This window comes from Halomonas citrativorans (assembly GCF_014898005.1).
Lineage (GTDB): Bacteria > Pseudomonadota > Gammaproteobacteria > Pseudomonadales > Halomonadaceae > Vreelandella > Vreelandella citrativorans.
In genome coordinates this window covers 651,644-675,300 of record NZ_JABUYX010000001.1, presented here as the reverse complement: position 1 = coordinate 675,300, position 23,657 = coordinate 651,644, and the positions used below count along the sequence as shown (strand labels likewise).

At 52.2% G+C, this 23,657-nt stretch carries 25 protein-coding genes and 1 pseudogene; 18 read left to right on the top strand and 8 right to left on the bottom strand.

Translation table 11 applies throughout. The features are described 5' to 3' along the window. Window positions 1-70 precede the first annotated feature (70 nt). The 6 genes and pseudogenes from INT20_RS03035 to INT20_RS03010 all read left to right on the top strand — a co-directional run bounded on the left by INT20_RS03035 (window position 71) and on the right by INT20_RS03010 (window position 8,031). Window positions 71-3,839: pseudogene (locus INT20_RS03035) on the top strand (nitrate reductase subunit alpha). After that, the gene (gene narH, locus INT20_RS03030; RefSeq protein WP_193056418.1) at window positions 3,836-5,398 is read left to right on the top strand and encodes a nitrate reductase subunit beta; all 1,563 of its coding nucleotides are present in this window, start codon (window positions 3,836-3,838) and stop codon (window positions 5,396-5,398) included. Before INT20_RS03035 ends, narH begins: the two are co-directional and overlap by 4 nt. Then, the gene (gene narJ, locus INT20_RS03025) at window positions 5,391-6,173 is read left to right on the top strand and encodes a nitrate reductase molybdenum cofactor assembly chaperone (RefSeq protein WP_193056417.1); all 783 of its coding nucleotides are present in this window, start codon (window positions 5,391-5,393) and stop codon (window positions 6,171-6,173) included. Before narH ends, narJ begins: the two co-directional genes overlap by 8 nt. A gap of 13 nt (window positions 6,174-6,186) precedes the next feature. Then, the gene (gene narI / locus INT20_RS03020; RefSeq protein ID WP_087105405.1) at window positions 6,187-6,876 is read left to right on the top strand and encodes a respiratory nitrate reductase subunit gamma; all 690 of its coding nucleotides are present in this window, start codon (window positions 6,187-6,189) and stop codon (window positions 6,874-6,876) included. A gap of 25 nt (window positions 6,877-6,901) precedes the next feature. Next, entirely contained in the window at window positions 6,902-7,714 is an 813-nt protein-coding gene (locus INT20_RS03015) for a peptidylprolyl isomerase (protein ID WP_193056416.1), read from the top strand. A gap of 92 nt (window positions 7,715-7,806) precedes the next feature. Next, window positions 7,807-8,031, top strand: coding sequence for a hypothetical protein (locus INT20_RS03010; RefSeq protein ID WP_172116663.1), 225 nt, complete (start codon window positions 7,807-7,809; stop codon window positions 8,029-8,031). A gap of 90 nt (window positions 8,032-8,121) precedes the next feature. Here INT20_RS03010 and INT20_RS03005 read toward each other — a convergent pair whose 3' ends face one another. After that, window positions 8,122-8,316: a hypothetical protein gene (locus INT20_RS03005; protein WP_172116662.1), complete on the bottom strand. Its 195-nt coding sequence runs from the start codon at window positions 8,314-8,316 to the stop codon at window positions 8,122-8,124. A gap of 810 nt (window positions 8,317-9,126) precedes the next feature. Here INT20_RS03005 and INT20_RS03000 point away from each other — a divergent pair. The 3 genes from INT20_RS03000 (at window position 9,127) to INT20_RS02990 (ending at window position 11,867) form a co-directional block, all read left to right on the top strand. Continuing rightward, entirely contained in the window at window positions 9,127-10,926 is a 1,800-nt protein-coding gene (locus tag INT20_RS03000; RefSeq protein WP_193056415.1) for a thiamine pyrophosphate-requiring protein, read from the top strand. A gap of 29 nt (window positions 10,927-10,955) precedes the next feature. Next, entirely contained in the window at window positions 10,956-11,567 is a 612-nt protein-coding gene (locus tag INT20_RS02995) for a flavodoxin family protein (RefSeq protein ID WP_193056414.1), read from the top strand. Between the two features lie 93 nt (window positions 11,568-11,660). Then, a complete protein-coding gene (locus tag INT20_RS02990) occupies window positions 11,661-11,867 on the top strand; it encodes a hypothetical protein (protein ID WP_193056413.1) in 207 nt (68 codons plus the stop codon). A 93-nt stretch (window positions 11,868-11,960) separates the two neighbouring features. On the opposite strand, the gene INT20_RS18030 is transcribed toward INT20_RS02990, so the two are convergent. Next, a complete protein-coding gene (locus INT20_RS18030) occupies window positions 11,961-12,326 on the bottom strand; it encodes a hypothetical protein (protein WP_226912001.1) in 366 nt (121 codons plus the stop codon). 28 nt (window positions 12,327-12,354) lie between these two features. On the opposite strand from INT20_RS18030, the gene INT20_RS02980 reads away from it, so the two are divergent. From INT20_RS02980 to INT20_RS02945, 8 genes are all read left to right on the top strand, one after another. Beyond that, complete coding sequence (locus tag INT20_RS02980) at window positions 12,355-12,936, top strand: hemerythrin domain-containing protein (RefSeq protein WP_193056412.1); 582 nt, start codon at window positions 12,355-12,357, stop codon at window positions 12,934-12,936. 141 nt (window positions 12,937-13,077) lie between these two features. Beyond that, complete coding sequence (locus INT20_RS02975; protein WP_193056411.1) at window positions 13,078-14,082, top strand: aldo/keto reductase; 1,005 nt, start codon at window positions 13,078-13,080, stop codon at window positions 14,080-14,082. Window positions 14,083-14,206: 124 nt separating this feature from the next. Beyond that, the gene (locus INT20_RS02970; RefSeq protein ID WP_172116656.1) at window positions 14,207-14,362 is read left to right on the top strand and encodes a hypothetical protein; all 156 of its coding nucleotides are present in this window, start codon (window positions 14,207-14,209) and stop codon (window positions 14,360-14,362) included. A 193-nt stretch (window positions 14,363-14,555) separates the two neighbouring features. Further along, the gene (locus INT20_RS02965; protein ID WP_172116655.1) at window positions 14,556-15,236 is read left to right on the top strand and encodes a Bax inhibitor-1/YccA family protein; all 681 of its coding nucleotides are present in this window, start codon (window positions 14,556-14,558) and stop codon (window positions 15,234-15,236) included. 83 nt (window positions 15,237-15,319) lie between these two features. Continuing rightward, window positions 15,320-15,709, top strand: a complete 390-nt coding sequence (gene tusD / locus INT20_RS02960) for a sulfurtransferase complex subunit TusD (RefSeq protein WP_172116654.1) — start codon at window positions 15,320-15,322, stop codon at window positions 15,707-15,709. An 11-nt stretch (window positions 15,710-15,720) separates the two neighbouring features. Beyond that, window positions 15,721-16,086 (top strand): sulfurtransferase complex subunit TusC, encoded by a 366-nt coding sequence (tusC, locus tag INT20_RS02955; RefSeq protein ID WP_172116653.1) that lies wholly within the window; start codon window positions 15,721-15,723, stop codon window positions 16,084-16,086. Window positions 16,087-16,099: 13 nt separating this feature from the next. Continuing rightward, window positions 16,100-16,387, top strand: coding sequence for a sulfurtransferase complex subunit TusB (tusB, locus tag INT20_RS02950; protein WP_193053576.1), 288 nt, complete (start codon window positions 16,100-16,102; stop codon window positions 16,385-16,387). 1 nt (window position 16,388) lies between these two features. Beyond that, entirely contained in the window at window positions 16,389-16,739 is a 351-nt protein-coding gene (locus INT20_RS02945) for a TusE/DsrC/DsvC family sulfur relay protein (RefSeq protein ID WP_193053575.1), read from the top strand. A 28-nt stretch (window positions 16,740-16,767) separates the two neighbouring features. Here the strand turns inward: INT20_RS02945 and INT20_RS02940 are convergent, their stop codons facing one another. Next, the gene (locus INT20_RS02940) at window positions 16,768-17,400 is read right to left on the bottom strand and encodes a helix-turn-helix domain-containing protein (RefSeq protein ID WP_172116650.1); all 633 of its coding nucleotides are present in this window, start codon (window positions 17,398-17,400) and stop codon (window positions 16,768-16,770) included. Between the two features lie 81 nt (window positions 17,401-17,481). Next, window positions 17,482-18,423 carry a histone deacetylase family protein gene (locus tag INT20_RS02935; RefSeq protein ID WP_193053574.1) on the bottom strand — a complete coding sequence of 314 codons (942 nt, stop codon included), beginning with the start codon at window positions 18,421-18,423 and terminating at the stop codon, window positions 17,482-17,484. 105 nt (window positions 18,424-18,528) lie between these two features. On the opposite strand from INT20_RS02935, the gene INT20_RS02930 reads away from it, so the two are divergent. After that, window positions 18,529-21,276 (top strand): bifunctional acetate--CoA ligase family protein/GNAT family N-acetyltransferase, encoded by a 2,748-nt coding sequence (locus INT20_RS02930; RefSeq protein ID WP_193053573.1) that lies wholly within the window; start codon window positions 18,529-18,531, stop codon window positions 21,274-21,276. Window positions 21,277-21,383: 107 nt separating this feature from the next. On the opposite strand, the gene pdxH is transcribed toward INT20_RS02930, so the two are convergent. The 4 genes from pdxH to INT20_RS02910 form a co-directional block, all read right to left on the bottom strand. Continuing rightward, window positions 21,384-22,028: a pyridoxamine 5'-phosphate oxidase gene (gene pdxH / locus INT20_RS02925; protein ID WP_193053572.1), complete on the bottom strand. Its 645-nt coding sequence runs from the start codon at window positions 22,026-22,028 to the stop codon at window positions 21,384-21,386. A 77-nt stretch (window positions 22,029-22,105) separates the two neighbouring features. After that, window positions 22,106-22,504 carry a DUF2069 domain-containing protein gene (locus INT20_RS02920; protein WP_172116646.1) on the bottom strand — a complete coding sequence of 133 codons (399 nt, stop codon included), beginning with the start codon at window positions 22,502-22,504 and terminating at the stop codon, window positions 22,106-22,108. Further along, on the bottom strand, window positions 22,501-23,124 hold the full coding sequence (wrbA, locus tag INT20_RS02915) for an NAD(P)H:quinone oxidoreductase (RefSeq protein WP_193053571.1): 624 nt from the start codon (window positions 23,122-23,124) through the stop codon (window positions 22,501-22,503). Before wrbA ends, INT20_RS02920 begins: the two co-directional genes overlap by 4 nt. Window positions 23,125-23,174: 50 nt before the next feature. Further along, window positions 23,175-23,648, bottom strand: coding sequence for a gamma-glutamylcyclotransferase family protein (locus INT20_RS02910; protein ID WP_193053570.1), 474 nt, complete (start codon window positions 23,646-23,648; stop codon window positions 23,175-23,177). Window positions 23,649-23,657 lie beyond the last annotated feature (9 nt).

The following is a 23,657-nucleotide window of genomic DNA, read 5'->3' as shown; positions in this document are numbered from 1 at the left end:
ATCGCTCAGAATCGATTTCCAAGACGTCTGTTTAGGCATTGCTTTCTTTTTGGCGCCAGGGAGATCGACCATGAGTCATTTCATTGACCGGCTAAATTTTTTCCGCAAAACGCGCGAGCCTTTTGCCAATGACCACGGCGAAGTTCGCCAGGAAGACCGCCAGTGGGAAGACAGTTACCGCCGCCGATGGCAACACGACAAGGTCGTCCGCTCTACCCACGGAGTTAACTGTACCGGCTCGTGTAGCTGGAAAATTTACGTCAAAAACGGCCTGGTGACATGGGAAACTCAGCAGACCGATTACCCGCGTACACGCCCCGACCTGCCTAATCATGAGCCTCGCGGCTGCCCTCGAGGGGCGAGCTACTCGTGGTACCTTTACAGTGCTAACCGTCTCAAGTATCCCCTTGTCCGTAAACCGCTGTTGGCGCTTTGGCGTGCAGCGTTAAGTGAAAAAGGCGACCCGGTAGAGGCCTGGGCCTCGATTGTTGAAGATCCGGCCAAAACCAAAGAGTACAAACGCGCCCGCGGCATGGGTGGCTTTGTTCGTGGCAACTGGGATGAGCTTAATGAGTTAATCGCGGCTTCCAACGTTTATACCGCCAAACAGTACGGGCCTGACCGCATCATTGGCTTTTCACCTATCCCTGCCATGTCGATGGTCAGTTACGCCGCCGGTAGCCGCTACCTGTCGTTAATCGGCGGCGTATGCATGAGCTTTTACGACTGGTACTGCGATTTGCCACCCGCCTCGCCGATGACGTGGGGCGAACAAACCGATGTTCCCGAATCTGCCGACTGGTACAACTCAGGCTATATCATTGCCTGGGGGTCGAATGTGCCTCAGACCCGCACGCCAGACGCCCACTTCTTCACCGAGGTTCGCTATAAGGGCACCAAAACCGTTTCCATTACCCCCGATTACGCCGAGGTTTCCAAACTCACAGATGAGTGGCTCTCTGCCAAACAGGGCACCGACGCAGCGCTCGCCATGGCCATGGGCCACGTCATTCTCAAAGAGTTTCACCTTGAAAATCCCAGCGCCTACTTTACCGATTACGTGCGCCGGTATACCGATATGCCCTGCCTGGTCGAGCTGGAGCCACGCGATGATGGCTCTCTTGTGCCCGGGCGCCAACTGCGCGCCAGTGATATTGCTGATCACTTGGGGCAGGACAATAATCCTGAGTGGAAAACACTGGTTTGGGATGACGCACGTGATCAGCTGGTAGTCCCGCAGGGCTCTATTGGTTTCCGATGGGGGGAAGAAGAAGCTCACCAGGGTAAATGGAACCTGGAGCCTTTGGATGCCGACGGCGTTGAGATTTCACCTCTCCTGAGCCTTGCCGAGCGCCATGACGACGTCGCGCGCGTGGCTTTTCCCTATTTCGGCGGTATCGAGCATAAGCACTTTGCGCATGTAGAAGGCGAAAGTGGCGACCGCTTGTTCCACAGCCTGCCCGCTAAACGGCTGCAAAAAGCCGATGGCAGCAGCGTGCTGGTGGTGACGGTCTTTGACCTGATGTGTGCCAACTACGGTATTGACCGTGGGTTTGGTCAAGCGGGTGAGGACGATGGCGCTACCGACTATGCCCAGATAAAACCTTACACCCCCGCTTGGCAGGAAAAAATTACCGGCGTCTCGGCAGAGCAGTGTACTCGTATCGCGCGGGAATTTGCCGATAATGCCCACAAGACACGTGGGCGCTCCATGATTATCGTGGGTGCCGGTATGAACCACTGGTACCACATGGACATGAACTATCGCGGCTTGATCAATATGCTGATCATGTGCGGGTGTATTGGCCAGAGCGGCGGCGGCTGGGCACACTATGTCGGCCAGGAAAAATTGCGCCCCCAAACGGGCTGGCTGCCCTTGGCATTTGGGCTTGATTGGACGCGCCCACCGCGTCATATGAACTCTACGTCATTCTTCTATAACCACTCTTCGCAGTGGCGCTATGAGAAGCTTGAGATCAAAGAGATTCTTTCACCACTGGCTGACCCTCGCCGTCACACCGGCAGCCTGATCGACTACAACGTACGCGCCGAGCGTATGGGCTGGCTGCCGTCTGCCCCTCAGCTAACCACGAATCCGCTGCATTTGGCGGGCAAGGCCAAAGACGCCGGCATGGCCACCAAGGATTATGTCGTTCAGCAATTAAAAGCCGGTGAGCTTTCCTTTGCTGCCGAAGACCCGGATAACCCCCAACTTCCCGCGTAACATGTTTATCTGGCGTTCTAACCTGCTGGGTAGCTCCGGTAAAGGGCATGAATACATGCTCAAGTACCTGCTGGGGACTCGGCATGGCATTCAGGGTAAAGACCTGGGCGATTTTGGCGGGCAGAAGCCAGAAGAGGTTAAATGGCACGACGAGGCGCCTGAAGGCAAGCTTGATCTATTAGTCACGCTCGATTTTCGTATGTCGACGACTTGCCTCTATTCGGACATCGTGCTACCCACGGCGACCTGGTATGAAAAGAACGACCTTAATACCTCTGACATGCACCCGTTTATCCATCCGCTAACGGCTGCCACTGATCCTGCCTGGGAGTCGCGCAGCGATTGGGATATTTATAAAGGCATCGCCAAGGCATTCTCCAAAGCGTGTGTGGGCCACTTGGGTGAAGAGACGGATTTAGTCACGCTACCCATGCAGCACGACTCCCCGGGCGAGCTCGCGCAGATAGATGTAAAGGATTGGAAGAAGGGAGAGTGCGCGCCCATCCCCGGCAAAACCATGCCTGCATTGATAGAAGTACAGCGCGATTACCCCGCCACGTACGAGCGTTTTACCTCACTTGGCCCGGCGCTTGAAAAGCTCGGTAATGGTGGCAAAGGCATCAGTTGGAACACGGATAGCGAAATAGAACTGATCGGCAAACTGAATCACGTTAAGCATGAAGGCCCGGCAAAAGGGCGCCCGAACATCGAAAGCGCTATTGACGCGGCTGAAACCGTACTGACGCTGGCGCCAGAAACCAATGGTCAGGTAGCGCTCAAGGCGTGGGAGGCGCTCTCCAAAATTACCGGACGCGATCACTCGCATCTGGCACGACCTAAAGAGGATGAAAAAATCCGCTTTAGCGATATCGTGGCGCAACCGCGCAAGATCATTTCCAGCCCCACGTGGTCGGGCCTGGAGGATGAACACGTCTCCTATACCGCCGGGTATACCAACGTTCATGAGCTGATTCCGTGGCGCACGGTCAGTGGCCGTCAGCAGTTCTATCAGGATCATGCCTGGATGCGTGACTTTGGCGAAAGCCTGTTGGTGTATCGCCCACCGATCAATACCCGCGCCGCGGAAAATTTCAAGCTGCCCGAGGATAACGGTTTCAAAAGCAAGGCGCTGAATTTCCTGACACCGCACCAAAAGTGGGGGATTCACTCCACCTACTCCGACAACCTGCTGATGTTGACGCTGAACCGCGGTGGCCCCGTGGTGTGGCTTTCCGAAGGTGACGCCGCCGATATCGATATTCAGGACAACGACTGGATAGAGGTTTATAACGCCAATGGCTCGATTGCTGCCCGCGCCGTGGTCAGCCAGCGCGTTAAGGATGGCATGGTGATGATGTACCACGCCCAGGAGCGTCAGGTGAACGTACCCGGTTCGGAAATTACCGGCACGCGTGGTGGTATTCATAACTCTGTGACGCGTGTTTGCCCTAAACCCACTCATATGATCGGCGGCTACGCCCAGCTCGCTTACAGCTTCAACTACTACGGCACCGTAGGCTCGAACCGCGATGAGTTCGTGCTGGTACGCAAGATGAAGCATATCGAATGGCTGGATGGTGAAGGCCAGGATGACGTTCAGGAGGCCGTGAAATGAAAATTCGCTCTCAGGTAGGCATGGTCCTCAACCTTGATAAGTGCATTGGTTGTCACACCTGCTCAGTAACGTGCAAAAACGTCTGGACTAGCCGCGAAGGTGTCGAGTATGCCTGGTTCAACAACGTTGAGACCAAGCCGGGTATCGGCTATCCCAAGGAGTGGGAAAACCAGGCCAAGTGGAAGGGCGGTTGGATGCGCAGCCGTGATGGCAAGATAGAGCCACGCATTGGCGGTAAATGGCGTGTATTGGCCAATATCTTCGCCAACCCCGACTTACCCGCTATTGATGACTACTACGAACCCTACACCTTCGATTACCAGCATCTGCACACTGCCAAGCCCGGCCAGCACCAGCCGGTAGCCCGCCCGCGTTCACTGATCTCTGGCGAGCGTATGAAGAAAATTGAATGGGGCCCTAACTGGGAGGAAATTCTAGGCACCGAGTTTGCCAAGCGCCGCAAGGACATCAACTTCGAACAGGTGCAGGCAGATATCTATGGCCAGTTCGAAAACACCTTCATGATGTATCTGCCGCGCTTGTGTGAGCACTGCCTTAATCCTACCTGCGTGGCAAGCTGCCCCAGTGGCGCCATTTATAAACGTGAAGAAGACGGCATCGTACTGATTGACCAGGATAAATGCCGCGGCTGGCGGATGTGTATTTCCGGTTGCCCCTACAAGAAGATCTACTACAACTGGAAAAGCGGCAAATCCGAGAAGTGCATTTTCTGTTACCCGCGTATTGAGTCGGGCCAGCCAACTATCTGCTCAGAAACCTGCGTGGGGCGCATTCGCTATTTGGGTGTTCTGCTTTATGACGCTGACCGCATTGAGGAAGTCGCAAGTTCCGCCGACGAGCAGGACTTGTACCACCGCCAGCGCGACATTTTCCTGGACCCTCATGACCCCGAGGTTATTGCCCAAGCCAAGAAAGACGGTATTCCCGACAACGTCATTCAGGCCGCTCAGGCATCGCCCGTCTACAAACTGGCCATTGATTGGGAGCTGGCGCTTCCGCTGCACCCTGAATACCGCACGTTGCCCATGGTCTGGTACGTACCGCCGCTGTCGCCCATTCAGTCTGCGGCCGAAGCGGGTAAGGTCGAGTTCGATGGCGTGATGCCAAAAATTGAGTCGCTGCGCATCCCGGTGAAGTACTTGGCCAATATGCTGACCGCCGGGGAAGAAGCCCCCGTTGTGCTCGCGCTTAAGCGTTTAATGGCGATGCGCCTTTATATGCGCGGTAAGCATGTTGAAGGAGAAGCGGATATCAGCGTGCTGGAAGATGTGGGTCTAAGCGTTGCTCAGGTGGAGGATATGTACCGCTATCTGGCAATCGCCAACTATGAAGATCGGTTCGTGATTCCAACCAGCCACCGCGAGATGGCGCGCGACGCCTTCCCAGAACGGGGTGGGTGCGGATTCACCTTTGGTGACGGGTGCAACGGCGAGAGCACAGCGAACCTGTTCAACGGTCGGCCTGTTGAAAGCACGATGGTGAAGCCGGTCAATGTTTTTGATCCGCAGGCGCAATCCGAGGAGGCGCGTCATGAGTAATCTGGCAGAACCGCTCTTGACCCCAGAGCAACAGACCATGCGAAGCCTGCGCGTATTGTCGCGGTTGCTTGACTACCCAACAGCTGAATTGCAGCAGGCCGTAGGGGAGCTTGTCGAGATCGTGGCCGCGGAGAATCGCTGGCCCGCTTCGTTACGCCAACGTTTGATGAGTTGGTGTCAGCAAATTGCCGATAGCGAGCTTTTAAGCCTTCAAGCCGAGTATGTCGCGCTTTTCGAACAGGGCCGGGCTACATCGATGCTGCTGTTTGAACACGTACACGGAGAATCACGAGAGCGTGGCCAGGCCATGGTGGATCTCATGGATGAGTACCGAAAGGCGGGTTTTGAGCTAGACGCCCGGGAGCTGCCTGACTATTTACCGCTGTTCTTGGAGTATCTCTCCACGCGAAGCGATGTGGAAATGGCCCGCTGGATTGGCAATATTCGCCATATTCTGGCGCTACTTGCCGCTCGCCTGGAAGAGCGTGATAGCGACTATGCCCTGGTGACCCATGCGCTGCTGGCGCTCATCGGCGCCGAAGCAGACATAAACGCGCATCGCCCCGTTGTGAAGGCGGAAAAGCCTGACAATACCCCCGAAGCGCTGGATGCCGTATGGGAAGAGGAAGCTGTACGTTTTTCTGCGGCATCCGACGAGGACTGTGCGTTGCAATCTGCCGAAGGGCGTCGCTTGGCTGAACGCAAGCAGGGTGTTCAACACGATGCCGTTCGCATTCTCTCTCCCGGAGCCCAGCCTCCGGCAATGGGTCGTTAACAGGAGAATCTCAATGTCCGCTATTACGACTTACCTCGAGTATTTTATCTACGGCTACTATCCCTATCTCGCCGGTACCGTATTTCTGTTTGGGAGCCTGGTGCGTTTTGACTACGGGCAGTACACCTGGAAGACCGGCTCCAGCCAGATGCTGTCGACCAAAAACATGCGCCTGGCCAGCAATCTCTTCCATATCGGCATCATTACCATCTTTTTTGGCCACTTGGTTGGTCTGCTTACCCCACACTGGATGTATGAGCACTTTCTTCTCCCTAGCACTAAGCAACTGCTTGCCGTGGTGATTGGTGGTATTGCCGGTGTGTTGTGTGTGATCGGCGGGGCGATGCTGCTTTATCGGCGGATGTTCAATCCACGTGTGCGCGCCTCATCGAGTAAAATGGATACGCTGATTCTGGCTATTTTGCTTATTCAGGCATGCCTTGGACTGACGACCATTTTCTTCACGCTGGGCCATATGGATGGCGAAATGATGCTGACATTGGCAAGCTGGGCACAGGCCATTGTGTTCTTTAACGGCGGCGCAGCGAACTATCTGCAAGATGTTTCCTGGATATTCAAGCTGCATATCTTTTTGGGGCTAACCATTATCCTGTTGTTCCCTTTCACTCGGCTAGTGCATGTATGGAGCGCGCCTTTCGGTTATCTGACCCGGCGCTATCAATTAGTGCGTAAACGCGGCTAAGCGCTAATTTATCAGGAGAGTTGTTATGCAAATGATTGATATCGAAGCGCTGCCAAGTGAAGCCACGCTACCATTGATACAGGTGGGCAGCCGCGCTATTGAAGAAAGCGACATTGCCCATGAAATGCAGTATCACCCGTCAGACAGTGCGGGGAGTGCCCAGCTTAAGGCTGCGCGGGCGTTGGTTGTCCGTGAGCTGCTGTGTCAGCAGGCCCAAGCGCAAGGGTTATTGGCTGATAATGAAACAGCCGATGACAAGGTGATTGCACAGCTTCTAGAGCAGGCGCTGAACGTGCCGGAACCCAGCACCGAGGATTGCCAACGCTTTTATGCGCACCACCCCGAGCGTTTTAGTGAGCCCACACGCTTAAAGGTGCGTCATATTTTGCTGGCTGCGGCGCCTGAAGATGCTGTGGCTCGGGATGCACACTATCAGCAAGGCGTAACACTGCTGGAAACATTGAAGGACGATCCTGCGCGCTTTACGGAGTTTGCCCAGCGCCACTCAGCGTGTCCTTCCAACACCCAAGGTGGGGAACTCGGCTGGTTGGCCCAAGGGCAAACGGTTGCTGAACTTGACCGAGTGCTACACCACTTACCCAACGGCCTTCATGAGCGGCCCATTGCCTCCCGCTATGGTTGGCACTTGGTGGTGGTTGATGCCCGCGAGGAAGGGCAGTTGCTGCCTTACGAAGCCGTTACCGAACGTGTTCGCCATCACCTGGAGGAACAGGCAACGCGGCGCGCATTGCGCCACTACCTGTTGTCATTAGAGGCGGAGATAGGCGTCCAGGGAGTCGCGCTTGACGACGACGCGGGCGGTAGTCTGATGCAATAGGACCGCTCTACGTGGTTATCGGCTTGCCCGGACTTTATGGAACCATTTCTTTCTTCTAAGGTTGAAGTGATATAGGAAAAAGGAGAACGGCCATGGAACATGTCGATAAGTGTCAGAAATGTGGTAAGGAATATATCGCCGACGCAAACGATACGGAAAATGCCCTCCCAACGTGTGGCACTTGTGGTGCAGAAATATACAGCGGGGGGGCGAACTCAGAGTTTAGCGTGACAGGTGATAATGATGATGAGCATCCGATTGAAAGGGGATTGCGAAAAGTCACCGATGAAATTACCGGAGATAAAAAGAAAGTTTGATTGAACCGCTTGTGGCTGAAAACTCTCATAGACTCCGCCACCCTTGGCCTAGACGTCGTTACGGCTAGCCAAGGGTCGCAGAACTAAATATCACGCTACATCGTTATGTTGCTCTGCTAATGCCCTGCGTAGCTTGGCGTTTTCAGTAGCCAATATCTTGTTTTCGGCGATAAGCCCATATTTTTCAGATTCAAGGCTGTCGACACGGTTAATAAGCTGGTTGATAACCAAACGCCGGTAAATAGCTGAAAACGCAATTTTGGTACCCTGATGAACAGCGATCATCACTTTCTCCTCCATGAGTTATGTATCAACCCGAATACGGGTGATGAAAGACTATAGGCCTTTTTTCATCTAATGTTACATACTATTTTTAAATCAAAAGAACGTTTCTTATTGTTAATTTGTATTAGAGTGCATGGCGTCCTCAATAAGTATGATAAATAAGATTATAGTTATAACTACTTATGGCTAAGTTTCTACTACTTAACCCGAAGTGGATTAGCAGGTGGCCTCATTGTTTGGCTAGTTGGCTAACTAACAGAGTTACTGCAGGTTAATAAATAAGTGCGTTTTTACTATCAATTATACTATGTTACTTACAGGCCATTTTTAGTGTGGCAATCTCAACCCACTGGACAAGGATGTTCAGCAAGGAGTAGTGAGTCAGGAAGACTCCCTAAGGATGGGCAGGCAGGAAGCTTGCGGAGTGTACAAGGATGCAACGTTAAAGCCCGGCCTCTGGTCGGGCTTCTTGCTTTAAGCGTAAAAGTAAATAACGTATATCTAGATTATATCGTCGGTTACGCTGGGTTCGCCTTGCCCAAGTGTAAAATAGTTGGCATCGAAATCACTAAATTCTTCTCAGGTGCGAGGCATACATTTCGTTATGGTGGGTAATCCATGAGAATTAAAAAAATGAACATGACCGTTTAGCAACCAAACTAGCCTACTCTACAGGTTGTTGTTTAATAATAATTAACAAGAAGCCCTGCCAAGTTGACCTTTGCTGATACCCGTATCTATACCTATAGGCCTAGTGAACATTTATATGAAAGTGACGAGCTAAGGCGTAGCTTTGCCATGGAGGCTTAAATGAGTAAGCAGCTGGTAGGTGATTTTCTGGTTCAACGTTTGGGTGAGTGGGGTGTTAAACGTATTTTCGGGTATTCGGGGGATGGCAGCAACGGCATCATGGGGGCATTACAACGAGCGGGTGACCAGTTCGAGTTCGTGCAAGCCCGTCATGAGGAGATGGCGGCATTCATGGCGTGTGCTCATGCCAAGTTTACGGGGGAAGTGGGTGTGTGTACCGCGACTTCCGGGCCTGGTGCCATTCATCTGCTTAATGGCTTGTACGATGCCAAAAAAGATCATCAGCCAGTCGTCGCCATTGTTGGCCAGCAAGCACGTGCGGCCTTGGGCGGTGAATATCAGCAAGAAGTCGACCTGGTGTCGCTTTTCAAAGACGTCGCCCATGAATTCGTGCATATGGCGACCAGCCCAGCTCAGATACGCCACCTTATTGACCGCGCTATCCGTATAGCCCTCGCCGAGCGGACCGTGACGGTTATCATCGTTCCCAATGACCTTCAGTCCCAGCCTGCGGTTGAAACACCTGCGCATGCTCACGGTACTGTGCATTCGGGCGTGGGCTACTCAAGCCCCATTACCGTGCCTCATGACAATGATTTGCGCCAAGCCGCCCAAGTGTTAAATGAAGGAAAGAGAGTGGCGATGCTAGTGGGTGCTGGGGCTCTGAATGCGACCGATGAGATTATTCAGGTGGCTGACAGGCTAGGCGCTGGTGTCGCTAAGGCGCTACTGGGGCGTGCAGTGCTTCCTGACGACTTGCCTTTCGTTACCGGATCTATCGGGTTACTGGGTACTAACCCAAGCTGGGAGTTAATGGCCAACTGCGACACGCTATTGATGATTGGCTCAAGCTTCCCCTATTCGGAATTCTTACCGGAGGAGGGGCAGGCCCGGGGTGTACAAATCGATATTGATGGGCGCCAGGTGAGTATGCGTTACCCAATGGAGGTGAACCTTGTGGGTGATAGCGCGACTACCTTACAAGCGCTGTTGCCCTATTTAGAGCAGAAAACAGATCGTGGTTGGCGTCAAGATATTGAGAAAAGTGTTGCCCAATGGTGGGAAGTGCTTGAAGAGCGTGCCATGGCGGAGGCTGACCCGGTTAATCCGCAGCGTGTTTTTTGGGAGCTGTCGCCGCGCCTGCCTGATAACTGCATTCTGACCAGCGATTCCGGTTCCGCTGCTAACTGGTACGCACGTGATCTCAAATTACGCCGTGGCATGATGGCATCGGTTTCTGGTGGACTTGCCACGATGGGAAATGGCGTTCCCTATGCGATAGCCGCCAAGTTCGCTTATCCCGAACGGGTGGCCATTGCATTGGTTGGAGACGGGGCCATGCAGATGAACGGTAATTCGGAGTTAATTACCATTGCCAAGTATTGGCAGCAGTGGGCGGACCCACGCTTGATCGTTATGGTGCTTAATAACCAGGACCTTAATCAAGTCACGTGGGAAATGCGGGTAATAGAAGGCGACCCGAAGTATGAAGCCTCGCAGGATCTCCCTGACTTTCCCTATGCCGAATATGCCGAGCTTATTGGGCTCAAGGGCATTAAGGTCAGCGATCCTGAGATGCTTGCCACTGCCTGGGAGCAGGCCTTAAGTGCTGACCGCCCTGTTGTGCTGGAAGTTATAACTGACCCTGATGTTCCGCCGATCCCACCGCATATAAAGCCCGAGCAGGCGAAAGCCTATATGTCAGCGCTTTTGCATGGCGGTCCGGACGCGCTGGGTACGGTTAAAGCCTCGTTTCGGCAGTTCGCCCGGCAGATAACCCCCAAGCTTCGCAAGCACTGACACCCCAAGCCGCGTAAAAGGAGAGACCCATGTCGTTAAAAGCCTTGGCTATCAACTGTACGCTTAAAGCGTCACCCGCAGCGTCTTCTTGTGATCGACTTATATCCGAAACCTTGGCAGCGCTTGAGCGCCATGGCGTCACTGGCGAGAAAATCCGTGCTGTGGATTTTAATATTAAGCCCGGTGTGACATCGGATGAAGGTGAGGGTGATGATTGGCCGCAAATACGAAAGCAGATTCTGGATGCCGATATCTTCATCCTGGGTAGCCCTATCTGGTTAGGCCATCACTCCAGTATCTGTCAACGTGTATTAGAGCGACTGGATGCGTTTCTTGGCGAAACCGATGAGCAGGGACGAATGGTCTCGTATGGTCGGGTCGCTGGTGTCGTGGTGGTAGGTAATGAAGATGGCGCTCATCATATTGTTGCCGAGCTGTTTCAGGGGCTAAACGACGTTGGTTTTACCCTTCCTGCCAACGCATGCACCTATTGGGTAGGTGAAGCCATGCAGGGAGTCGACCTCAAGGATTTTGAGAAGACACCAGAAGCGACTCAGAGCGCTACGGCAGGCCTGGCGCTTAATTGTGTTCACTTGGCCACGTTATTAAAGCAGAACCCGTATCCACCACAAGAGAGCTAGGCGCTGAATGTGCTATAGGTGCACATACGCAGTTAATTCACTTTCGGCTAAGCTGTAAAGGTATGTCGCACACAACACAAGGAGTAAGTTTAAATGGCATTTCCGAAACGATGTGCCCAATGTGGCAGCGAAGACTACCGTTTCCCTGAAAACACAGACGAAGATGACAATATCTACTGCAGTGCCTGCAATGCCGTCGTGGGAAATAAAAAAGAGCTGGCGAAAGAGGAGTTGGATAATGAAGGCGAGGGCGACCACCAGGTTGAGACGCTGCTTAGATCGTTAACGGGTAAAAAATAGCGGCCTCCTTCTGCTTGCTACATTATTATCGTCCACCAGCCTGTCAGCTGTCAGGCTGGTGGATGTTCAGCCGTCGTACTGTTATCGATACTACTAAGTCGTTGCATATTTTTTGTTAAGTTCATTAACGGCTTCATCTGCTTCAGGCTTGGTCGCACAACGTTTGCGCACCAAATCGCCATCTCTTTCTTCCTCCTCACGCAAGTCTACGACCCACCACTCAGGCTGGGCATCAATTTCAGCGCCTTCCTGAACCGCTCGATACACCATAAACGTCGTCATCATCCGCTCCCTGGTTTGAAATCCTTTTATAACGTAGCTGATGGCGTGCGGCTTGAATATGACGTCAGCCACCTGCCAATCAGTTTTAAAAACCTTCTTAACATGTATTAGGTCACGGGCTGTGAGCTTGGAAATACCGATCAGGCGAGCTAGCTTGAAATGGAGCTGGCGGCTCATGGATTCTGAATAAGAGGGAGAGAAGGGTATGGATAACCACACGCAAGGCCAGACAGGAAACGGGTTGGACGTCATCAATATTTTAACGACTGACCACCAGGAAATGCTGGAGCTACTCGCCCAAGTAGAAAGCAGTAACGACCCCGAGCAGCGTCGAGACTTGATAGACGCCGCTATTGCCGAAGTGATGCGCCATGCCGTTGCTGAGGAAATGTATGTTTACCCTGCTATGGAGAAATATATTCCTAATGGGCGTGATGAAGTTGAGCACGATAAGAGAGAGCATGATGAATTGGTCAAGGTGATGAAGAAGCTAGAGGATGTCGACGCCTCAGCCCCCTCGTTTATGCCGTTGATTAAAGAGATGGAAAAGCAGCTTCGCCATCACATTGATGATGAAGAGTCCGACCAATTTCCCAAACTACGTAATCATATACCCGTTGATGAACTTATCGACTTGGGGAATAAAGTCGACGCTGCCAAAAAGCTAGCGCCGACACGGCCGCACCCTAGCGCACCTCATTCTGAGCTATTTCATAAGAGCGTCGGGCCGGGCGTCGGCATGGTTGATCGGCTACTGGATAAGCTTCAAGGCCGTCATACCGGTTAATAGGCTTTTTAAAACCTGCCGTCTGAAATTTATGGTTCGTTGCCGAAAGCCCCATGGTATGCCGTGGGGCTTTCGTTCGTTGAGTTGTTAACTATTATACGGCATAACGGTACTGCAGAAATTTTCTTTCAGGGAATGCCTATGTCGATGTTTTTCCAGCGTCTTAAAGAAGTGTCTTCGCCTGCTGTTGGCCTTGGTTGTATGAACTTGTCTCATGGTTATGGTCAGCAGATGTCTGAAAAAGACGCCCTGCGAGCATTGCATGAAGCGTTTGAAATGGGGTATCGGCACTTTGACACCGCGACACTGTATGGGGCCACGGCGAATGAGCGCTTGCTGGGCAATGCCTTAAAAGACAAGCGCCAAGCGCTGTTGTTGGCCAGTAAATGCGGTATGGCGATTGATGCTGAGACGGGAAAGCGGGTTATCAATGGTCGACCAGACATACTACGCCAACAGTGTGAGGCAAGCCTGACACGTTTAAAGACTGATCATATCGATATCTATTACCTGCACCGGCTTGATCCCGGCGTACCCGTCGAGGAGAGTGTCGGCGAACTGGGTAAGTTGGTCGATGAAGGCAAGATAGGCGGTGTGGGGCTGTCGGAGGTTTCAGCGAAAACGCTTTCCAAAGCGCATAAGGAGTATCCCATAGCAGCAGTGCAGTCAGAGTATTCCCTCTGGACACGCAACCCCGAAATTGCGCTCATCAAAGCCTGCCAAACACTTGATGTGGCGATGGTTGCATTTAGCCCCTTGGGTCGTGGGTTTTTGGCAGGTGCGATTCAGGTCGATACAGTGTTTGGTGAGGGTGATATGCGGGCTAACATGCCACGTTTTAACGCTGACAATCTGCCTAAAAATCTAGCGGTGCTTTCACGCTTTCAGGCGCTAGCCCAAGCGCTTGACGTGACTACCGCCCAATTGGCACTGGCCTGGGTAAAAGCACAAGGTAGCCATATAGTGCCCATTCCTGGGACTTGCTCAATCGCTCATATGCGTGAAAACCTGGCAGCCGATAGTTGGGTGCTCGATAAAAACTATCTCAGTGACCTCAACTCAATGATGACACCTGATCAGGTAGCCGGTGAACGGTATAGTCCAGCGCAGCAAGCGGACATTGATACGGAAGAGTTTACTCAGTAGACAAGGGATAGGGCGCTATTATTCATGGCAGGTTTTTATCGAATGCCGCTATTGCTTTCAGCCTGCTTTAAGCTAGCATTCAGCAAAAGGTTGGCTATCGCCAGCCTGGTTCAGGAAAGCCGCCATGATCAAAGCTTTAATCATCTGTTTTGCAGTGCTTTTCGTACAACTTGCAGTGCTGCATGTGGTTGATGCCCGGTTATATGCCTCGCAGGATATTCGCCAAACCGCCAGCAGCGCGGTGACTCCGCCGAAAAAAGATGAAGAAATAGAGCGTTAAAAACCACGACTGGCGATGACAATATCGTCAGTCGTGGTTTTTTCTGCAAGATGCTGCTATTCAAATCCGTCAATTCTTTCGTTAGAAAAAAGTTGAGTACTTTACATGAACGAAGCGATAAGGACTTGCGTCTGGAACTTGGTAACGGCATGCTGGTCTATTGTTAGCACTATTATTTGGGGAGCATACGTAGATGGCTTATAACGATCTAAACACGGCACAAACACGATCCAGTGGTGTTGCCAACAGCGTGAGCACCAATAAGGTACTGCGCAATACCTACGCATTATTGGCAATGACGCTGCTTTTCTCAGCAGTGGCCGCTGGCGCATCAGTGGCTATGGGTATCCAACAAATGAACATCTTTGTGTTCTTTATTGGGGCCTACGGCTTGATGTTCTTGGTACATAAAACGGCAAATTCTGCGGCTGGTTTGCTGGCCACCTTCGCTTTTACCGGTTTTATGGGATTCACACTGGGACCCATCATTTCAGCCTATTTAACGCTCCCTAACGGTGGCGCGCTGATTATGAATGCGCTGGCAATGACGGGCCTTACCTTCTTTGGCCTTTCAGCGGTTGCGTTAACGACCAAGAAGGATTTCAGCTTCTTAAGCAACTTCCTGCTGGCTGGCGCTATTGTGCTAGTGCTTGCGATGGTTGCTGGCTTGATCTTCAACATTCCTGCCCTGTCACTGATGGTATCAGCAGGCTTTGTTCTGTTCGCCTCAGCGGCCATCCTGTATCAAACCAGTGAGATCATTCATCGCGCTGGTGAAACGAACTATATTCTGGCAACCGTTACGCTGTATGTTTCTATCTACAATCTGTTTATCAGCCTGCTTTCAATTTTAGGTATCATGAGCAACGACTAACCGATAGCGTTGTCAGCTGGTAACCGGACAGACCCTACTTGTAGGGTCTGTCTTTTTTTGGCTATCCGATTCGAGAGACGATAATGGAGTATGGTTTATTGGTGATGGGTGCGCCGTATACCAGCCCCGCACCACACTCTGCTTTAAGGTTTGCTCGTACGCTGTTGGCACAGGGGCACCACTTGTCAGGCGTATTCTTTTATCATGAAGGGGTGCACAACGCGTCTTCACTCATGGCCCCGCCCCAGGATGAACTTAACCTGCACGATGCCTGGGTCGAATTACACCGCGCGCATAACGTTCCCCTGGACGTATGCATAGCGGCGGCACTAAGGCGTGGCTTGGCAAGTGAAGCGGAAGCGCTGCGTCATGGTAAAGCATCGTTTAATATAGATGCGCCCTTTGAGTTAACCGGGCTAGGGCAGTTGTTAACCTTACAGCAGCGCTGTGATCGTTTTATTACGTTTGCCTAACAGGAGAGCTAATGGCTGAGTCAAACAGCTTGCTGGTTATCATTCGTCATGCTCCTTACGGCTCCAACCTGCTGCGAGAAGGGCTGGATACAGCGCTGGTAGCGGCCGCATTTGGACAGCCTGTAGACCTGCTGTTCCTTGGGCAGGGCGCTATGGCGTTATTAAAAGAGCAGGGCAGCGGGGCGCCAGGGCAGAAAGCCAGCCTCCCCACCATCGATATGCTGGAGATGTACGATGTCGAGCAGCTTTGGACCACCGAAGAGACCTTGGCCACTCTAGGAGTGCCCGCATCCACGTTGCGAGACGATGTACAGTTTTTGAAAGCTAAAACAATGCCTGGATTTCTTCAGCAGTACGCGCAAATACTTAATTTTTAGTGGGATGCTCAGTATGTTGCATATTTTAACCAAGGCGCTAAATAGCGATGCTGCGCAACAGATGCAGCAAGCCGTTGGTGAAGAGGATATCGTAGTACTGACGGAAGAAGGTGTACAAGCGGCGCTGAAAACGCACTGGGAAGGTTGGCAGGCGTATCAGTCACGCATCTTTCTGTTAGCAGAAGATGTCGCGGCGTGGGGCCTAAATGCTGCCGTTACAGCGAATGGCTTACCTATGGTTGATATGAACGGATTCGTTACGTTAACTGAGCACCACCCTCAAATCGTTACGTGGTATTAATATGTCGGATTCAAAAATATACCGTTATCTTGATTCAGATAAAGAAATTGGATTAGACTCTGAGGGATACTTGGTAGAGCAGTCGAAATGGTCAAAAGCTGTAGCTGAAATGCTGGCCAGTGATGAAGGGCTCGTATTAACTGAAGCACATTGGGAATTAATTGGTGTAATGCGTGATTTTTATAACCGCTATGAAATGGCGCCGGCTATGCGTCCCTTGGTAAAAGCCACGAAGAATGCGCTGGGAGAAGAGAAGGGCAAGTCGATGTATTTAATGTCGCTTTTCCCCGGCAGCCCTGCGAAACGTATAGCGCGGCTTGCCGGGTTGCCTAAACCCACCAACTGTCTGTAGAAGCGGTAAGTTGAAGATAGGCTGGATGTTAAGCCAAATCGCCTCGGGTACAAACGGACAGAACAACCGCATCATCAGCACTGGTAGACACCAGTGCATGCCCCATATCACTATCAAAATAGATGCTGTCGCCTTCAACAAGCAGTAGCGGAGCATAAAACTCGCTGTACAGCATGATATCGCCATGAAGCACCATCAAAAACTCTTCACCATCATGACGCACCCATTGGTGGTATTCGTCAAAGTTGCGTGCGCGCACAATGGTTTTAAAGGGAATCATGCGCTTTTGAGCCAGCTGGTGCCCCAGTAACTCATGCTCGTAAGTAGGCGTTGGATGTAGCTGCCCTTTGTCTTTACGCGTTAAGTCGCGTCGCCCCATGGTATAGCGTTCACGTTTGGGCGGCGTAAAGAGCTGGGGTAGATCGATATTAAGCCCAGTGGTGAGTTTTTGAACGACGCTAAACGTAGGCGAGACTTGATCATTTTCAATCTTTGAAAGGGTAGAGCGCGCTAGCCCGGTACGCTGGCTGACATCTTCCAGCGTCCATTGGTTAGCCAAGCGAATCTGCTTGAGCCGCGCACCCAAGAGAAGCGGTTCTACAAACGGTTTGCTGCCGGAGGCAATACGCAGTGCGGCATGTTCTTCAGAAGTGGCGGTCATAATGGTCACATAAGAGACAGCAATAGGGACCATAGTAACATAGCGTTAGCGTCTGCCAGGGTATTCGCGAGTACAGAATATTTAACCTTCTTCTGAAAATGGTAGCCCCAGCAAGGCTCTAATATGCGCCTCCACACCTCTTCCTAATGATTTAGGGTCGTAGCCACCTTCCAGTACAGAGACAACGCGGTTATCCGCATAAAGTGCCGCGATCTCCATTGCTAGGTGCGTTATCCAATAATAGTCTTCATCATCCAGGCAGATATCGGCCATCGTATCGTCGCGATGAGCATCAAACCCTGCCGATATCATCACCAGGTCCGGTTTAAACGCATGAAGGGCGGGTAGCCACTGATGCTCAATGAGGCGTCGAAATTCAGCGCTGTCAGTGCCTGATTCTAGCGGCGTATTAACAACGTTGTGCCACTCACTACGCAGATAACGCCACGGGTAAAACGGGTACTGAAAGCTTGTACAGATCAGGACATCTGATCTGCCCTTAAAAATATCGATAGTTCCATTACACTGGTGGACATCAAAATCGAGGATAGCGATACGCTTGGCACCATATACGTCACGCGCATGGGCGGCACCTACGGCGATATTGTTATAAAAGCAAAAGCCCATCGCCTCGCTTGCTTCGGCATGATGGCCGGGAGGCCTAACGGCACAAAAAACATTATCAGCGTGACCCTTAAACACCTGATCGACTGCTTTTATAGTGGCCCCGGCAGCAACCCGGGCAGCTTTTAAGCTATCCGGATTCATGAGTGTTTCGCTGTCCAGCGCGACAATGTCTTCAGTAGGCACACATTTCTCTAAAGCATTAAGGTGCCGGGGCGGGTGTACTTTTGCCAACGCCTCAAAACTGGCTTCTTTGGCATCAGACTGCATGGTCTGCTGTAATAAACCGGCAAGTGAAAGGCGAGCACGAATTGCTTCCAGACGCTGTGGACTTTCAGGATGTTCTGGTCCCATATGATGCAATGAGCAGTCTGGATGGGTAAGGTAAGAGGTGATCATTCAAGCGCTCCATTGTATTGAGGCCACCTTAATCGCCTCTGGGGCTTGCGCGACAGTGTCAATAAGTCGTACACCGTCGTTATTTACTTCAGGGGAGGCTCAATTTTGAGTACGCGCTTTTTGCATCATTTTTTTGAACCTCGCACGCTAGCCGTGTTTGGCGCCTCTGAAAAACCGGCCTCGCTGGGTGGGTTAGTGCTGAATAACCTGCAAGAGGGGGGCTTTAAAGGCACCCTGTGGGCGGTCAATCCAAAAGGTTATGACCAGGTATTCGGCGTGCCCTGTTTCAGCAGTGTAGCGGACTTGCCCGAAGCGCCGGACCTGGCGGTTGTTTGCTCGCCGATTAAAGGCGTTCCCAAATTAATTAAACGCTTGGGCGAGTCTGGAGTGAAAGCCGCGTTGGTGCTTTCCGGAGGCGCCTACCTGGACCGCGATAGCGACAATACCGGCTCTATTCGTGAGCGGATGTTAAAAGCCGCCATCGCCTCAGGTATTCGAGTGTTGGGCCCAGAGTGCATGGGTGTCATCGTCCCAAGCAAGCGTTTGAATGCCTCTTACGCCAGCCAGCCTGTCAAAGCGGGCCGTGTTGCGTACCTGGGCCAATCGGGCATGCTTGCCAACGCCATGATTGATTGGGCCGCTGGACGCGATGTGGGGTTCTCTCACTTGATTACGGTGGGGGATAGTGTCGATGTTTTGCTGCCGGATTTAATCGACTACGTGAACCAGTTTTCACCCGCTCAGGCCATCTTATTACACCTGGAAAGGGTGAATGACGCACAACATTTTATGACCTCTGTACGCGATGCTTCGCGTAACCGCTTGGTACTTGCCATTAAAAGCGGCCGTACGCCGCAATCCGATATTTCGGGGATGGCACCTACGCCGGGTATTGCTAATCGTGATGTTGTTTTCGATGCGGCGTTTGCACGCGCTGGGGTGGTAAGGGTCGACGATTCTGATGAGCTATTGGATGCTCTGGAAACGCTCTCGCGCATGAAGCCACTACGCGGTGATCGGTTAGCCATTGTTTCTAATGGCTTGGGTCCAGCCATGCTGGCGATTGATAAGCTGGTTAGCGCAGGTGGTAAGCTTGCCGTGTTTAGCGAGGAAACCCAAGCGGCGCTACATAAAAGCCAAGTCGATATAAGTAAGCCCGGCGAAAACCCGGTTGACTTGGGTGGCAACGCAACCCCCGCGCGTTTTGTTGAGGCGCTGGAAATTGTGGCCGCCGATGCCAATGTCGATGCGGTGCTGGTGGTCCATGCCCCAACACGGTTGGCACCTTCAGCGATGACGGCTCAAGCACTAATTGATAATCGCAAAAAATTTCGGCGTAACTTGCTGACCAGTTGGATGGGCCTGAAGGAAGCCCTGAATGCACGCCATCTCTGCAACATCGCGGGTATACCGACCTACATTTCCCCGGAAAAAGCCGTTAAGGCCTTCATGCACATGGTAATTTACCAGCGTGTTCAAGCCTTGCTGCATGAAATTCCACCTAGCCTGCCATTTTCAACCAGCCCGGAAATACGTGCCCAGTGTCGGTCGCTGATCACCCAGGCAAAAGAGCAGGGGAGAAAGACACTCAGCCATTCAGAAACAGCCCAGGTACTTAAAGCGTATGGTATTCCTACGGCGCCAAGTGTGTATATGAGCAACCCTGAAGAGGCCGAGTCCGCAGCCCAAAAAATCCAAGGGCCGATGGCTCTGAAAGTGGTTCATGAAGGTAATTGTCGGCCTTACCGATACCGTAAACACCCCCATAAAATGTCTGCCGGGCTGCTACAAGACCTGGAAACGCCTGCTGAAGTGGCGCAAGGGATACATCAGTTGGGTGATAAAGTACGTGAGAAGTTTCCCCAGTACACTATTCGCGAGTTCTGCTTACAGCCTATGCAGCGGGGTAAGCACTCCATGCAGATTTGTGCCGGAATTACCCGCGACCCGGTTTTCGGCCCGCTGATTGTGTTTGGTATTGGCGGCTATAAAGTCAATATTTTGGCAGACCGCCAGGTCGCTCTGCCGCCGTTGAACATGAGCCTGGCGGCCGACGTCGTCGGCAGGACGCACGCAGCCTCTTTAATTCGTGAGCACTCCGCTGAACCTGAGCGCGACATTCAGCGGCTATGTCAGCTGTTAGTCAAGCTTTCGCAAATGGCATCTGATTTGGGGGATCTGCGAGGGTTGGAGATCAACCCGTTACTGCTTAATCGTGATGGCATGCTGGCGGTGGATTTTGCGATGGATTTAGGCACGCCTGCGCGCTTTGCCATCATGCCATACCCGGAAGAGTTGCGAGAGTGGGTAACACTGAAAAACGGCTGGCAGGTAGAGGTACGCCCCATCAGGGCCGAAGATGCGCCTTTAATCACCGCCTTTCACCGTCAGCTATCGGAAGAGAGTATTCGTTTCCGATACTTCCACAATAAGTCCAACCTTACTCAACGTGATTTATCGGTTTTGTCACATATTAATTATGATCGACAAATGGCATTTATCGCCGAGCACCAGCACGCAGATGGGCGTAAAGAGATGTTAGGCGTTGTGCGTGTGTGGAACGACCCTGACAATATACGCACCGAGTTTTCGGTGATCATCCGCGATGATTTACAAGGGCTTGGGATTGGCAGCCTGCTGATGAAGAAGATGGTCAATTACTGCACGCATATCGGTACGCTCGAAATGATAGGCAAAATCATGGTCGATAACCACCCAATGCGGGCGTTAATGAAACACTTGGGGTTCACGTGCCGCTATAACATGGAAGAACAGGTGATTGATGCTGTCCTGCGCTTAAATGAGCCCGAAAGCGAGTGGCAGCGCCTTCGCCTGGAAAGTCTGCCCGATTAACTCGGCCAAGTGCACCACCTCTACATCACCACTACAGCAGGCCTGCCTAATTAACGTATCACCGAAACAGACCTGCGCTGAACAATAATGAGCGATCTTTATAGGGGTTATGGGGCCAAGCGGAACTGGCTCCACTCTCCACCATCGCGACGCTCGAAACGTATACGGTCATGTAGTCGGCTGGGCTGGCCCTGCCAAAATTCAATCATGTCAGGTTGCAGGCGGTAGCCGCCCCAATGGATGGGCCGCGGGATTTCTTGCCCCTCATAGGCCTGTTCAAAGCGCTTCTGACGCTCCTCAATCCAGTTACGATCAGGAATGACAACGCTTTGCGTTGCAATCCAGGCGCCTAACTGGCTACCGCGAGGGCGGCTGGCAAAGTACTCATCCGATTCATCCGGCGCAACCTGTTCGACGGAACCTTCAATACGCACTTGGCGAGCAAGTGATGGCCACCAAAACGTCATTGCCGCAAACGGCACATTGCTCAGCTCACTACCTTTATGGCTATGATAATTGGTGTAAAACACCATACCTTGCTCATCAAATCCTTTCAGCAATACAACGCGTGCATGCGGCCGCCCTTGGCTATCCACTGTTGCCAGCGTCATGGCATTGGCGTCTTTGGCCTCCTTCTCCATGGCCAGGCTAAACCACTCATCAAACAGCACGAAAGGCCCTTGAGTGACATGGGTTTCATCAAGCCTGCCACCTTCGTAATCACGCCGAATGTCGGCTATGTTGCGAGTCATTAGCGGAACTCCCTAAGTTTTAATAATACCCTGAATTTTAATAACGTTCGTCACTCTTTAGATAACGCCCAAAACGTTCACTTACCTGTTTGGCGCTGTTGTTGGCTACGAAAACGTGCGTACCCCATGCAACCTACAAAAAGCGCCAGCGATACGAGCGCTTCCACAATGCCATGCACCGTTTGCCCGGGTACAGCGGCTAGCATGACACCTTGTGTAACGTAGAGAAGGCTGACAAAGGCGAGCCAGGCATGGCCACGTGCACGCTGGCCAAGAATGGAAGGTAAAAAAAGCACCAGCGGTAAAATAAAGGCCACTATAGGCCGCCAATCAAACGTATCGCTTTGCAATGTAAAGCCACGATAAATAACCAGCAGCAAGAGCAGCGTAAAACTGATCAATACACACTGCCGAGCACGCAGTGTTAACGTATTTATGCCGTGGCGCTGCTCCAGGCTAGTTAGCCACTGCTTCATGATGTCCCCTGGCGCATGGCATTAAGCGCTACTGCTAGTTTAGCCAGTCGTTTGCCTTGTGCCACGCATAGTGCTCGTTCATGTTCATCTACCGAACGGTCGCTACGCGGGCCTGCCAAATGGCTGGCACCGTAAGGCGTGCCTCCGCCTTGGGTGCTTAACAGGGCCGTTTCACTATAGGGAATACCTGCATAGACCATTCCGTGGTGCAACAAAGGCACTAACATGGTCAGCAGCGTACTTTCCTGGCCGCCGTGTAGACTGGAGGTCGATGTAAATGCACAAGCTGGTTTATCGACCAAAGCACCGTTCATCCATAAGCTGCTTGTGCTATCCAGGAAATACTTTAAGGGAGCGGCCATATTGCCAAAGCGCGTGGGGCTACCCAAGGCAAGCGCGCTGCAGTTACGCAGATCATCAAGTTCAACATACACCGCTCCCTCCTCAGGGATTTCCGGCGCGACGGCCTCGCAAGTTGTTGAAACTGGAGGCACCGTGCGTAAACGCGCTTCAATACCCGCAATGCTTTCAATACCTGCAGCCAATTGACGGGCCATGTCGGCCGTCGCCCCTGAGCGAGAGTAATAAAGAACCAATACGTAAGGGGTGGTGTTACTCATAAATTTTCCTTGGTCCTGGAAGAACGCCGATAAAAGCCCTGCCTGATGCCTTATGGTATCAGAGCTATGTACTTGGCAGGAGATGGCTTTAAAAGATGGTAGCTGGTTTCGGGTAATCTGACGTAAACCCAGACGTCGCTTCCATCGGCTAACCGTTTATTAACGCGCTCGTACCGAACGCCCAAGCGTTCATAGCGATCAAGCCGCCTTAACGCTTCCGGCGTCACGGTTAATTTTAGGCCTTCGACGTGGCTACCTGGCTGGGGAGCGACGTCCAGATCGTGACGCTGATACCCTGGAAGGACCGCCGGTTCTGGACTGCCTAAACTGCCAGCGACTAACCAGCGAATCAGTGGATAACGTAGCGTTCCATACACAAACAACTGATGTGTGCGTTGCTCTACCGTTTGCACCTCATCAGGCGGGGAATAGAGCCAGGGACTTAACAGGGTTAGCCATAGCCATGTGGCCGTTGACAGCAGTAATAAACCTGCCAGAGCGACTGTTTTTTTAACCCAGCCCATCCGTTGCCC

Coding starts and splice junctions, on each gene's coding strand:
- narH (WP_193056418.1), top strand. CDS start 3,836: ATGAAAATTCGCTCTCAGGTAGGCATGGTCCTCAACCTTGATAAGTGC.
- narJ (WP_193056417.1), top strand. CDS start 5,391: ATGAGTAATCTGGCAGAACCGCTCTTGACCCCAGAGCAACAGACCATG.
- narI (WP_087105405.1), top strand. CDS start 6,187: ATGTCCGCTATTACGACTTACCTCGAGTATTTTATCTACGGCTACTAT.
- INT20_RS03015 (WP_193056416.1), top strand. CDS start 6,902: ATGCAAATGATTGATATCGAAGCGCTGCCAAGTGAAGCCACGCTACCA.
- INT20_RS03010 (WP_172116663.1), top strand. CDS start 7,807: ATGGAACATGTCGATAAGTGTCAGAAATGTGGTAAGGAATATATCGCC.
- INT20_RS03005 (WP_172116662.1), bottom strand. CDS start 8,316: ATGATCGCTGTTCATCAGGGTACCAAAATTGCGTTTTCAGCTATTTAC.
- INT20_RS03000 (WP_193056415.1), top strand. CDS start 9,127: ATGAGTAAGCAGCTGGTAGGTGATTTTCTGGTTCAACGTTTGGGTGAG.
- INT20_RS02995 (WP_193056414.1), top strand. CDS start 10,956: ATGTCGTTAAAAGCCTTGGCTATCAACTGTACGCTTAAAGCGTCACCC.
- INT20_RS02990 (WP_193056413.1), top strand. CDS start 11,661: ATGGCATTTCCGAAACGATGTGCCCAATGTGGCAGCGAAGACTACCGT.
- INT20_RS18030 (WP_226912001.1), bottom strand. CDS start 12,326: ATGAGCCGCCAGCTCCATTTCAAGCTAGCTCGCCTGATCGGTATTTCC.
- INT20_RS02980 (WP_193056412.1), top strand. CDS start 12,355: ATGGATAACCACACGCAAGGCCAGACAGGAAACGGGTTGGACGTCATC.
- INT20_RS02975 (WP_193056411.1), top strand. CDS start 13,078: ATGTCGATGTTTTTCCAGCGTCTTAAAGAAGTGTCTTCGCCTGCTGTT.
- INT20_RS02970 (WP_172116656.1), top strand. CDS start 14,207: ATGATCAAAGCTTTAATCATCTGTTTTGCAGTGCTTTTCGTACAACTT.
- INT20_RS02965 (WP_172116655.1), top strand. CDS start 14,556: ATGGCTTATAACGATCTAAACACGGCACAAACACGATCCAGTGGTGTT.
- tusD (WP_172116654.1), top strand. CDS start 15,320: ATGGAGTATGGTTTATTGGTGATGGGTGCGCCGTATACCAGCCCCGCA.
- tusC (WP_172116653.1), top strand. CDS start 15,721: ATGGCTGAGTCAAACAGCTTGCTGGTTATCATTCGTCATGCTCCTTAC.
- tusB (WP_193053576.1), top strand. CDS start 16,100: ATGTTGCATATTTTAACCAAGGCGCTAAATAGCGATGCTGCGCAACAG.
- INT20_RS02945 (WP_193053575.1), top strand. CDS start 16,389: ATGTCGGATTCAAAAATATACCGTTATCTTGATTCAGATAAAGAAATT.
- INT20_RS02940 (WP_172116650.1), bottom strand. CDS start 17,400: ATGACCGCCACTTCTGAAGAACATGCCGCACTGCGTATTGCCTCCGGC.
- INT20_RS02935 (WP_193053574.1), bottom strand. CDS start 18,423: ATGATCACCTCTTACCTTACCCATCCAGACTGCTCATTGCATCATATG.
- pdxH (WP_193053572.1), bottom strand. CDS start 22,028: ATGACTCGCAACATAGCCGACATTCGGCGTGATTACGAAGGTGGCAGG.
- INT20_RS02920 (WP_172116646.1), bottom strand. CDS start 22,504: ATGAAGCAGTGGCTAACTAGCCTGGAGCAGCGCCACGGCATAAATACG.
- wrbA (WP_193053571.1), bottom strand. CDS start 23,124: ATGAGTAACACCACCCCTTACGTATTGGTTCTTTATTACTCTCGCTCA.
- INT20_RS02910 (WP_193053570.1), bottom strand. CDS start 23,648: ATGGGCTGGGTTAAAAAAACAGTCGCTCTGGCAGGTTTATTACTGCTG.